This window comes from Flavobacterium sp. GSP27, assembly GCF_003970395.1.
GTDB lineage: Bacteria > Bacteroidota > Bacteroidia > Flavobacteriales > Flavobacteriaceae > Flavobacterium.
Window position 1 is genome coordinate 19805 of sequence record NZ_RYDP01000020.1, and the last position, 10845, is coordinate 30649.

At 33.9% G+C, this 10845-nt stretch carries 11 protein-coding genes; 8 read left to right on the forward strand and 3 right to left on the reverse strand.

Annotated elements, in window-relative coordinates; translation table 11 throughout:
* The 6 genes from yidC to EKM05_RS13740 all read left to right on the forward strand — a co-directional run bounded on the left by yidC (nucleotide 1) and on the right by EKM05_RS13740 (nucleotide 7048).
* Entirely contained in the window at nucleotides 1-1905 is a 1905-nt protein-coding gene (gene yidC / locus EKM05_RS13715) for a membrane protein insertase YidC (RefSeq protein WP_126556184.1), read from the forward strand.
* Between the two features lie 84 nt (nucleotides 1906-1989).
* The gene (locus EKM05_RS13720; protein WP_233584109.1) at nucleotides 1990-2703 is read left to right on the forward strand and encodes a toxin-antitoxin system YwqK family antitoxin; all 714 of its coding nucleotides are present in this window, start codon (nucleotides 1990-1992) and stop codon (nucleotides 2701-2703) included.
* Between the two features lie 73 nt (nucleotides 2704-2776).
* Nucleotides 2777-3964: a tRNA 2-thiouridine(34) synthase MnmA gene (gene mnmA / locus EKM05_RS13725; RefSeq protein WP_126456348.1), complete on the forward strand. Its 1188-nt coding sequence runs from the start codon at nucleotides 2777-2779 to the stop codon at nucleotides 3962-3964.
* A 103-nt stretch (nucleotides 3965-4067) separates the two neighbouring features.
* Nucleotides 4068-5681: a S8 family serine peptidase gene (locus EKM05_RS13730; RefSeq protein ID WP_126556188.1), complete on the forward strand. Its 1614-nt coding sequence runs from the start codon at nucleotides 4068-4070 to the stop codon at nucleotides 5679-5681.
* Between the two features lie 14 nt (nucleotides 5682-5695).
* Nucleotides 5696-6640, forward strand: a complete 945-nt coding sequence (locus EKM05_RS13735; protein ID WP_126556191.1) for a nitronate monooxygenase family protein — start codon at nucleotides 5696-5698, stop codon at nucleotides 6638-6640.
* Nucleotides 6641-6643: 3 nt separating this feature from the next.
* Entirely contained in the window at nucleotides 6644-7048 is a 405-nt protein-coding gene (locus tag EKM05_RS13740; protein WP_126556195.1) for a hypothetical protein, read from the forward strand.
* Nucleotides 7049-7079: 31 nt separating this feature from the next.
* Here EKM05_RS13740 and EKM05_RS13745 read toward each other — a convergent pair whose 3' ends face one another.
* Nucleotides 7080-7520, reverse strand: coding sequence for a DUF4268 domain-containing protein (locus tag EKM05_RS13745; RefSeq protein ID WP_126456341.1), 441 nt, complete (start codon nucleotides 7518-7520; stop codon nucleotides 7080-7082).
* Nucleotides 7521-7613: 93 nt separating this feature from the next.
* Between EKM05_RS13745 and EKM05_RS13750 the strand changes: the two genes are divergently transcribed.
* Together EKM05_RS13750 and EKM05_RS13755 are read left to right on the forward strand one after the other, a co-directional pair.
* Entirely contained in the window at nucleotides 7614-8255 is a 642-nt protein-coding gene (locus tag EKM05_RS13750) for a CoA pyrophosphatase (protein WP_126556197.1), read from the forward strand.
* Nucleotides 8256-8393: 138 nt separating this feature from the next.
* Entirely contained in the window at nucleotides 8394-9203 is an 810-nt protein-coding gene (locus EKM05_RS13755) for a 1-acyl-sn-glycerol-3-phosphate acyltransferase (protein WP_126556199.1), read from the forward strand.
* A 24-nt stretch (nucleotides 9204-9227) separates the two neighbouring features.
* Here EKM05_RS13755 and EKM05_RS13760 read toward each other — a convergent pair whose 3' ends face one another.
* The gene (locus EKM05_RS13760) at nucleotides 9228-9833 is read right to left on the reverse strand and encodes a hypothetical protein (RefSeq protein ID WP_126463276.1); all 606 of its coding nucleotides are present in this window, start codon (nucleotides 9831-9833) and stop codon (nucleotides 9228-9230) included.
* Between the two features lie 5 nt (nucleotides 9834-9838).
* Complete coding sequence (locus EKM05_RS13765) at nucleotides 9839-10333, reverse strand: RNA polymerase sigma factor (RefSeq protein WP_126463278.1); 495 nt, start codon at nucleotides 10331-10333, stop codon at nucleotides 9839-9841.
* Nucleotides 10334-10845: the final 512 nt, after the last annotated feature.

The following is a 10845-nucleotide window of genomic DNA, read 5'->3' on the forward strand; positions in this document are numbered from 1 at the left end:
ATGGAACAAAAAAAATTTGACCTCAATTCGATCATAGGTTTTGTATTAATTTTTGGTATTTTGATTTTTATCATGTATCAAAATCAACCTGATGAGAAAGTAATTGCCGCTGAAAAAGCACAAAAAGAATTGGTGATTCAGGAAGCTAAAGCGAAAGAGTTAGAAGCTAAAACGGTTGCAAAAGCAACAATTGAGGTTGCTGCAACCGGAGATTCAACTCAACTGGCGCAGTTGCAAAAAACCTTAGGGAATTTTGCCTATTCTGCAACATTACCTTCAGCAAAAGCAGGCTTTACAACTATTGAAAACGAATTGGTTATGCTAAAAATAGCCAATAAAGGAGGCTATATTGTGGAGACTACTTTGAAAAAATTTGAAAAATTCAAGAAAGGTTCAGGACAATTAGTGCAATTGATCAAAGACAATAATGCCAATTTAAATGTACAATTGCTGACTAGTGATAACCGTACTTTAAATTCAAAAGACTTGTATTTTGAACCGACCTTGACAAAAGTTGGAGCAGATCAAATATTATCCATGAAATTGAAAGCGGGAGCTAATGAATTCTTGGAATACAAATACGTGTTGAAACCAAACGAATATATGATTGGTTTTGACATTCGTTCCCAAGGATTGAATAAAGTCTTGAATACCGCCAAACCAGTAGATTTAGAGTGGGATTTAAAAACCTACCGAAACGAGAAAAGTGTTTCGTATGAAAACCGGTATACTGAAATCTATTTTGAACATGAAGACGGAAAAATAGATTACGCAGGATTGGGTCAGACGGAAGAATCTGACTTAGATAAAGCCACTTTTGTAGCTTTCAAACAGCATTTTTTCTCAACGATTCTTTTAACGCAAACCCCTTTCGAAACGGCTAAATTAAAATCAACAAATTTAGTGCTGGATGACAAAGTGGATACTACTTTTACAAAACAATTTAATGCTAACATCCCATTAGCATTTACCAATGGTGAATTAGATCACAAAATGAGTTGGTATTTTGGTCCAACAGATTATAAGACATTACACTCATACGATCAAAATCTGGAAAAAATTATTTCACTGGGTTGGGGAATTTTTGGGTGGATCAATAAGTTTATCTTTATTCCATTATTTGCCTTTTTAAGTTCTTATATTTCTTATGGAATTGCGATAATTATTTTTACAATTTTGATAAAAATAGCAATGTCGCCGATTACTTTTAAATCGTTCTTGTCACAGGCTAAGATGAAAGTATTGCGTCCTGAAATAACAGAATTGGGTGAAAAATTCAAAAAAGACCCTATGAAGAAACAACAGGAAACAATGAAGTTGTATAACAAAGCGGGAGTAAATCCTATGGCAGGTTGTATTCCAGCATTGATTCAGCTGCCATTTATGTATGCTTCGTTTCAGTTTTTTCCATCGGCATTTGAGTTAAGACAAAAAAGTTTCCTTTGGGCGGATGATTTATCGTCTTTTGATGAAGTAATCCGTTTGCCTTTCTATATTCCGTTTTACGGAAATCACATCAGTTTGTTTCCTATTCTGGCTTCGATTGCTATTTTCTTTTACATGAAAATGACTTCTGGAGACCAGCAAATGGCTGCTCCGCAACAAGAAGGAATGCCGGATATGGCAAAAATGATGAAAATTATGATATACGTGTCGCCAATCATGATGTTGTTTTTCTTTAATAGTTATGGTGCGGGATTGAGTTTGTATAACTTTATTTCGAATTTGATTACCATTGGAATTATGATTGTCATCAAACGATACTTTATCGATAGTGATAAGATTCATACTCAAATTCAAGAGAATAAATTGAAAGAGCCCAAAAAGCAAGGTAAATTCCAGAAAAAACTGCAAGAAGTGATGGAACAAGCCGAAGCTCAAAAAGCACAACAAAAGAAAAAATAATGCATAAAAAAAGCTCTCAAATATTGAGAGCTTTTTTATTAGATTAATTTAAGTGACCTGAATTCGGTACTAAAAAAAGTAATTATGAAAACATATTACAAAAAAAGAATATTGGTTTTGATGTTTTTGAATGTGTTTTTTCTTTATGCACAAACTGATTTTAATGTATTAGATGCAAAAGGGAAAAAACACGGAGTGTGGAAAGGTGTATATGAAACCTCAAAACGACCTAGATATGAAGGAACTTTTGAGCACGGAAAAGAAATTGGTATTTTTAATTTTTTTGATGATACCAGAGCAAAATCGCTAATTGCAACTCGAGAATTTAATCCAAAAGACAATGCAGCGTTTACTATTTTTTACGACCAAAACAAGAATAAAGTAAGTGAAGGAAAAGTGATCAATAAAGTATTTGAGGGTCAATGGAACTATTACCATTTGGCCTCAAAAAATATAATGACAACGGAGCACTATAGTAAAGGAAAACTAGAAGGTTTGCGTACCGTATTTTATTTAAGTGGAAAAATTGCCGAAGAAATCAATTATATAAATAATTTAAAAAATGGCTTTTATAAAAAATATACTGAAAAAGGAATCGTGTTGGAAGAGTCTGTTTTCAAGAACGACCTTTATAACGGTTTAGCAATCTTTAGAGATTCCAACGGGAATACAGTCTCTAAAGGACACTTTGTAAATGGAAAGAAAGCGGGTATATGGCAGTTTTTTGAAAAAGGAAAAGTAGTCAAAGAAATCAATATGAGCTTTACAGAAAATGCCACAAAATCAAAAAACAATTAACGGTATCGTTAGCCATTACTGTTGTAAATCTTTTTGTAACTTTGCACCCTTATAAAATTTTAATTTTTTGAAGATGAAGCGTGTAGTTGTAGGACTTTCCGGAGGAGTAGATTCAAGTGTTGCTGCTTATTTGTTGCAGCAACAAGGGTATGAAGTTATTGGTCTTTTTATGAAGAATTGGCATGACGATTCAGTCACTATTTCTAATGAATGCCCATGGCTGGAGGACAGTAATGATGCATTGTTAGTTGCCGAAAAACTTGGAATTCCATTTCAAACAGTAGATTTAAGTGTTGAATACCAAGAAAAAATCGTAGACTACATGTTCAATGAATATGAAAAAGGACGTACTCCAAATCCCGATGTGCTTTGTAATCGGGAAATAAAATTTGAAGTTTTCATGAAAATTGCTTTGAGTCTTGGTGCTGATTATGTTGCAACGGGGCATTATTGTCAAAAAAGTGAAATCAAAGTGAATGGCGAAACCGTGTATCAACTGAAAGCCGGTGCCGATACCAATAAAGATCAATCCTATTTCTTGTGTCAATTATCCCAAGAGCAATTGGCAAAATCCTTATTTCCCATTGGCGAATTAACTAAACCGGAAGTACGTGAAATTGCTGCCCAAATGGAATTGATAACTGCCGAAAAGAAAGACTCACAAGGCTTGTGTTTTATTGGAAAAGTGCGTTTGCCTGAATTTTTACAACAAAAATTGCAACCCAAAGACGGAATTATTATCCAAATAGATAAAAATGATCCTGTTTACAGTGCTGAAAATCATGTAGGCCTAAGTGTAGAAGCGGATTTAAAATCAGCAGCAAGAAAAATTCCGTACACGCCACAAATGGGGAAAATAGTGGGGAAACATCAAGGGGCTCATTATTTTACTATTGGACAACGAAAAGGATTAAATGTAGGAGGCACAACGGATCCCTTGTTTATTATAGCCACGAATGTAGAAACCAATACGATATATACCGGATTATCAAGTCAACATCCCGGATTATTCAAGAAAGCATTGCGTATTGAAAAAGAAGAAGTACATTGGATTCGTAAAGATTTGGCTTTGGCCAATGGAGGAACGATGGAGGTGATGGCAAGAATACGCTACAGGCAACCGTTGCAAAGGGCTACTTTGCATCAGTTTGAAAACGAAATGTACGTGGACTTTAACGAACCGCAGTCGGCAATAACCGAAGGACAATTTGCCGCGTGGTATTTAGGGGATGAATTAGTTGGTTCAGGAGTTATTTCTTAGTTTAGTACTTTATTTTAGTATGATTTCAAGAAAAACCGTAGTTTCAATTGCCATTTAATTTCATTGGAAGCTATATCTTTATATCTTAGCAATATAGTTACCTATGAGAAAATTCTATTTATTCTTTTTTCTATTCATTACTACTGTGTGTTTTTCACAACAGGATGCTTGGGTATATTTTAATGCGAAGCCCAATTCTCAATTCTATGTTGATTCACCACTGAAAATGCTTTCTCAAAGAGCATTGGACAGAAGATCCAATCAAAATATTGCCTTAGATTTTAAAGATATTCCGGTAGAAGCTTCCTATGTTAATCAAGTAAAATCTACATCGGGAATTACTGTTATGGCAAAATCTAAATGGATGAATGCCATTCATGTTAGAGGAGAACAGGTGGCGATACAGTCATTAGCCCTATTTTCTTTTGTAGATAAAGTTGATTTTGCAGACAAATCGTTAAATCAAAAAGGTAAAACCGCAAAATCAATTAAGGTAAAAAAAGAGGACAAGACTAGTAAAACCAAAATTGATTACGCTTATGGATCTTCTTCAACTCAAATACGGATGCTCAATGGGCACCTGTTGCATCAGCAGAATTATACTGGATCAGGAAAAATAATTGCCGTTATGGATGCCGGATTTCCGGGTGTAAATACGACACCACCCTTTCAACGATTGCGAGAAAATAACCAAATTTTGGGTGGGTATAATTATGTTTTGAGAGATCCTGAATTTTATACCGGAGTATCACACGGAACTTCTGTGCTTTCTACAATGGGCGGTTATAAAGAAAATGCTCTTGTAGGAACGGCACCTGATGCCTCTTATTATTTATTTATTACGGAAGACGATACTTCTGAAAATCCTGTGGAAGAATCACTTTGGGTTGAAGCAACAGAAAAAGCAGATAGTTTAGGGGTCGATATTATTAATACCTCTTTGGGTTATTTTGATTTTGATAATCAGGCCTACAATCATACGTATGCCGAAATGAATGGCACAACTGCATTTATGTCTCGCGGAGCTGAAATTGCATTTAGCCGAGGAATGGTTTTAGTGACATCGGCCGGTAATTCAGGAAGTTCCTCAAATCCTCATATTGCTGTTCCGGCAGATGCTGTTTCAGTAATTGCAGTTGGTGCAGTAAATTCCTCTGAAGTAATAACTTCTTTCAGTTCAATAGGTCCTTCTTTTGACGAAAGAATAAAACCGGATGTAATGGCACAAGGACAAGCAGCAGTAGTTTCAGATGCAGCTGGAAATATTGTAACGGCAAGCGGAACTTCTTTTTCCAGTCCAATTATGGCAGGAATGGTAGCGTGTTTGTGGCAGGCATTTCCTAAAAAAACTAATAGGGAAATTAGAGAATTAGTACTCAAATCATCCGATAAATTTTCAGTACCAAATAATCAGTACGGATATGGAATCCCCGATTTTAATTTGGCGCTAAGCAATCAATTGTCCATAGCTTCTTTTTCGAAAGATGATTTTATTATTTATCCCAATCCGACAAGCGATTTTGTTTCGGTTTCTTTACCTTCAAAATTTGAAATGGGTACCGTTTTTATTTATACTCTTTTAGGCCAAAAAATTTTAGAACAAAAAGTAACTCCTCAATCCGCAACTATTTCCTTAAAAACATTGGAGAAAGGAATGTACTTTTATAAAATGGAATCCGTTGGTTTTTCTAAAACGGGAAAAATAATGAAACAATAATACAGTAGGAGCACATGAACAAAATTACAGCCCTTTTCAAAATAAAATACCCAATCATTCAAGGTGGAATGATTTGGAACAGCGGATATAAATTAGCAAGTGCCGTCAGTAATGCCGGAGGTTTAGGATTAATTGGAGCAGGCTCCATGTATCCTGAAGTTTTGAGAGAACACATTCAGAAATGTAAAAAAGCGACTTCAAAACCTTTTGGAGTAAATGTTCCTATGTTGTATCCAAACATTGAAGAAATAATGAAAATTATTGTTGAAGAAGAAGTAAAAATTGTTTTTACATCAGCAGGAAACCCTAAAACGTGGACTTCATATTTAAAAAAAAATGGCATAACGGTAGTGCATGTAGTCAGCAGTTCTGTATTTGCGTTAAAAGCACAAGATGCGGGTGTCGATGCCGTTGTTGCCGAAGGTTTTGAAGCTGGAGGACATAATGGGAGAGAAGAAACTACGACCCTTGCGTTGATCCCTATGGTTAAAGAAAAAATAAAGATTCCGTTGATTGCTGCCGGCGGAATTGCCACAGGCCATACAATGTTAGCCGTAATGGTTCTTGGTGCAGATGGCGTTCAGGTTGGAAGCAGATTTGCAGCGTCTATCGAATCATCTGCTCATGATAATTTTAAGGAAATCATCGTAAAGGTGAAGGAAGGCGATACACAATTGACTTTAAAAGAACTGGCTCCGGTACGATTGATTAAAAATAAATTCTATCAAGACGTACAGCATTTGTATGAAAGTGGTCCTACAAAAGAGGAAATTGTTTCCTTATTAGGAAGAGCTAGAGCAAAACGCGGGATGTTTGAGGGTGATGTAATTGAAGGAGAATTAGAAATTGGTCAAATAGCAGGTATTATTCACGCGATACGACCAGCGGGAGAAATTGTCCAGGAAATGATATCTGATTTTGAATTGGCAAAAAGGGAAGTGTTGAATTTCAATTTTTAAACAATGACAAAGACAAAAATATACAAGATATTGTTTTTTTTGGTCATAGGGTTGCATACTTCTTATGGACAAAGCTATACGTTTAAAACATCAGGATTTAGTGTTTTAGAAAAAAAAGAAAAAGGGGATAAGTGGTCAGATTTACAGCTGGTCAATCTCCGTGTTACTTTGGATACGGATAAAAACAGGATTGTAGTTTATTCTCAAATCATTCAATTATTTGAAATAATCGAGTATCAACCCATCGAAGAAAATGAGACTGATATTGTGTATTCATTTACCTGTAAAGACAATGAAGGCGTTGATTGTACCGTCTCAATCATAACCAGAAAAAAACAAAATAACAGGAAACAGCTCTATATCAATTATGACAATCGGATAATAGTTTATAATATTTTCAATATGTAAATAGTGAATTATCGTATTAGATTTTGTTCCTTTAAAGCTTTTCGATGTCTTTGATGAAACCATCATATTCTAAATAAAATAATTCTACAGCATTCATCTTTTCGTTGTAAAAATCAAAGATTTCATTCCAATAGTTTTTATTGCTAACTCCCACACCCAGTTTTTCAACCCAAATGCGGCTAATTGTTTTTCCGCTTTCCAGAGTGTAGTCTTTTTCAAAAATCAAATCTTTGATAAATTCCTCTTCAAGAATGTTTTTTAACGCTTCGAATTTTTCAAAATAAGCCATTCTTTTTTCGTCACTTCGATGTTCAATATCTATTAAAACTTGCGCTTTTTTATTGTCTACGTAAAATTTAAAGGAGAAATCTTTAATCTTAGTATCATATAAGACCCATTTTCTGGGATATTTTTCTGCAAATGCAATCCAGAATTCTCGCTTTAATCTTTGGGTCTCTTCTTTACTGTACATTTTAGGGGCTTTTTGATCCTGGAAAATTTGCTCAAGCACATTTTCTAAACTATATTTATATTAAATTTCAGTGTACAAAAATAGACTTTGATTATGGATTTTCAAGAATTTTTACGGTTTGTTCCTAAATTAATTAATGCTGGGCTTCCTGCATTTGACGCACATATCAAAATGGCGCCACTAGAGCGATTGGAAAGCTTGAAAAAGAGTACTATAGAGGCTGAAAATCCAAGAATAGCAGCAGTGATGATGCTTTTTTATCCTAAAAAGGACAGTGCTCATTTCGTTTTAATTGTGAGAAACTCGTATAAAGGAGTTCATTCAGCACAAATTGCATTTCCAGGAGGCAAGTATGAATTACAGGATGGGAATTATGCAATTACAGCCTTACGTGAAACACATGAAGAAGTAGGGATCCATCCAGATAAAATTGAAATTATTAAACCATTTACTCAAATTTATATTCCGCCAAGTAATTTTATGGTGTATCCTTTTTTGGGAATTAGTAAAGAAGAACTTGTATTTGTACTGGAACCTGCTGAAGTAGCCAGTATTATCGAAATACCGTTGTCAACTTTTTTAAGCGATGCAATTGTAATTGAAGCAAAATTGTCAACTTCTTATGCGAATGATATAAATGTACCGGCTTTCAAAATTGAAGAACACATTATTTGGGGAGCTACAGCGATGATGTTGAGCGAATTGAAAGATGTGTTAAAGGAAGTTTTACGCTAAAATAGTTTTGTTTAGGAATTGAAAAGAGCAATTAATTGGCTATCATGTTCAATTTTTTTCTGTGTACTTCAGTACTCAACTTCAAATATAATTTTCGTAAGTTTGTATTTAGAATTTTTAAAAAAAACACACAATTTTATGGGATTATTTAAGAGAAATCCTTTTGGTCATGTATTATTTATAAAAAAATGGTTAATTCGGATTTTTGGTGTCGTGACTCACAGACGCTATAGAGGATTCAATGAATTGCAAATTGAAGGGTCAGAAATTATCAGAAATTTACCGGACACTAACGTGCTGTTTATTTCCAATCATCAAACTTATTTTGCAGATGTAGTAGCTATGTTTCATGTTTTTAACGCAAGTTTGAGCGGACGAGAAGATACTATTAAGAATGTCTGCTATCTGTGGCAACCCAAAATGAATATTTATTATGTTGCTGCCAAAGAAACCATGCAGGCGGGATTGTTACCAAGAATTATGGCGTATGCCGGAGCAATTTCTGTAGAGCGGACTTGGCGTGCTAAAGGAGTTGATGTCCAGGAGAAAAAAGAAATTAACCCGGATGATACTGAAAACATAAAAACAGCCTTAAATGACGGATGGGTAATTACTTTTCCGCAAGGAACAACAAAATCTTTTAAACCAGTTCGTAAAGGAACGGCTCATATTATCAAACAACACAGGCCTATTGTGGTGCCTATTGTTATAGATGGTTTTCGTCGTTCATTTGATAAAAAAGGGTTTCGGATGAAAAAGAAAGGAATTCTGCAATCGTTCATTATCAAAGAGCCTTTAGATATTGATTATGATAATGATACAGTTGATGAGATAGTCAAAAAAGTAGAATTTGCTATTGAGCAGCATCCTTCGTTCCTTAAAGTTATTCCTGCTGAAGATATTAAAGAGCAAGAAGAGTTGAATAAATTTAGAAAATGGGAATATTAAAAAAAGAGGCAAAAGCCTCTTTTTTTATAAATCAATTTTCTTTAATTCTGCATAATTTCTATTCAATTTTTTTAGTAAAATTCCATAAATCAATTGATAAAACAGCCATACCATACCTACTAAAATAAGGATAAACAATAGCATAATAATACAAGTAAAAAATATTCTTACTCCATCGTCATTGGTCGTTGCAGACTTAATTTGAATTTCATAGGATAGTAAAAGTACAGCAACAAAAAACACAAGTAACAAATTATATCCTATGTAGTATCGGACTGTTTTCCGGGTATTTAAAATGCATTCCATCAGTTTTTTAGTATTCGAAGTGACTGAAATAGAACGATAATTTTTATAGAATAAGTACATGAAGAATAATGCTACACTGTAACTTAAATAATCTAATACAGTTATGAAAATTTCAATGGATTCAGATTTACTTATTTTATCATCAGGCAGCAAAAAACTTAAAGTGTTTAACACTATAAATTCAATGATGCTAATAATAAATATCCATTTCACAATCGAAGACGATTTTCTATGAATCATTTTGTAAATCTCGGTTTCGGATACTTGCGCAAAAGAATTATCATTCTTCTGCCAGTCTTTTTTTAATAAATCCAGCTCTTTCATATTCCTTACGGATTTAATATTTTTTTTAATTTCCCTTTTATTCTATTCATTTTTACCCGGGCATTTACCTCGCTAATTCCTAATGTTTCTGATATTTCCTGATAATCCTTATCTTCCAGATACATAAATATCAATGCTTTTTCAATATCATTCAGCTGGTAAACCGCTTTGTACATTAATTTTAATTGCTCCTCTTCTTCATAATCATATTCCACGTCATTCAGGAAATGTTGTCGTCCTTCAAATTCTATGGTGTTTATGGATCGTTTTGTTTTTCGGTATAAAGTAATTGCTGTATTTAAAGCAACTCGATACGCCCAAGTAGAAAATTTGCTGTCACCTCTGAATTTTGGAAAAGCCTTCCATAACTGAATCGTAATTTCCTGAAACAAATCCTTGTGTGCATCATCGCCATTAGTATACAACCTACAAATCTTGTGGATTATATTCTGATTTTCTTGCAACTGCATTACAAAAGAATGTTCTAAATTATCACTCATATATACGTTAGTAAGTCAATAGTGGTTTTTGTTACAAAGTAGTGCTTTTTTTTTGAAGCACAACAGTGTTCCTTTTTTGATACTATTCGTTTTGCAGTGCTTTTGCGTCATTTATCTTCTAAAAGTATGGAGAGAATATATTGATAGGTACTCCTTATATATAAGGTATCGTGCAAATAGTTCTTTTTGATGATGTTTACCGAAATGATTTAGCATGATTTCTGTTTGAAAAGAAAGAGTTAAACCGGATTTTTTGTTCGAATGCTAGTTAGGGATGCTATCTTGAATACGCAAAGTGAATTGCTGAGTGCAATAAAGCATGAATTTTTAAAGATTTAATAAACAGGAAAGGCAATTTTACACTAGTTAAGGCTGCAGAACCCCTAAAATTTGTAGATAAAGTCATCCTTTCTTTTGAATCTAGATGTGGAGAAGAAAAAACTTTGATCTTCAAAAAACGAGATATCAGCTAGTTAAAGAAAAAGTTAAGAAAAGGATAAAAAAAAGGGATT

Coding starts and splice junctions, on each gene's coding strand:
- yidC (WP_126556184.1), top strand. CDS start 1: ATGGAACAAAAAAAATTTGACCTCAATTCGATCATAGGTTTTGTATTA.
- EKM05_RS13720 (WP_233584109.1), top strand. CDS start 1,990: ATGAAAACATATTACAAAAAAAGAATATTGGTTTTGATGTTTTTGAAT.
- mnmA (WP_126456348.1), top strand. CDS start 2,777: ATGAAGCGTGTAGTTGTAGGACTTTCCGGAGGAGTAGATTCAAGTGTT.
- EKM05_RS13730 (WP_126556188.1), top strand. CDS start 4,068: ATGAGAAAATTCTATTTATTCTTTTTTCTATTCATTACTACTGTGTGT.
- EKM05_RS13735 (WP_126556191.1), top strand. CDS start 5,696: ATGAACAAAATTACAGCCCTTTTCAAAATAAAATACCCAATCATTCAA.
- EKM05_RS13740 (WP_126556195.1), top strand. CDS start 6,644: ATGACAAAGACAAAAATATACAAGATATTGTTTTTTTTGGTCATAGGG.
- EKM05_RS13745 (WP_126456341.1), bottom strand. CDS start 7,520: ATGTACAGTAAAGAAGAGACCCAAAGATTAAAGCGAGAATTCTGGATT.
- EKM05_RS13750 (WP_126556197.1), top strand. CDS start 7,614: ATGGATTTTCAAGAATTTTTACGGTTTGTTCCTAAATTAATTAATGCT.
- EKM05_RS13755 (WP_126556199.1), top strand. CDS start 8,394: ATGGGATTATTTAAGAGAAATCCTTTTGGTCATGTATTATTTATAAAA.
- EKM05_RS13760 (WP_126463276.1), bottom strand. CDS start 9,833: ATGAAAGAGCTGGATTTATTAAAAAAAGACTGGCAGAAGAATGATAAT.
- EKM05_RS13765 (WP_126463278.1), bottom strand. CDS start 10,333: ATGAGTGATAATTTAGAACATTCTTTTGTAATGCAGTTGCAAGAAAAT.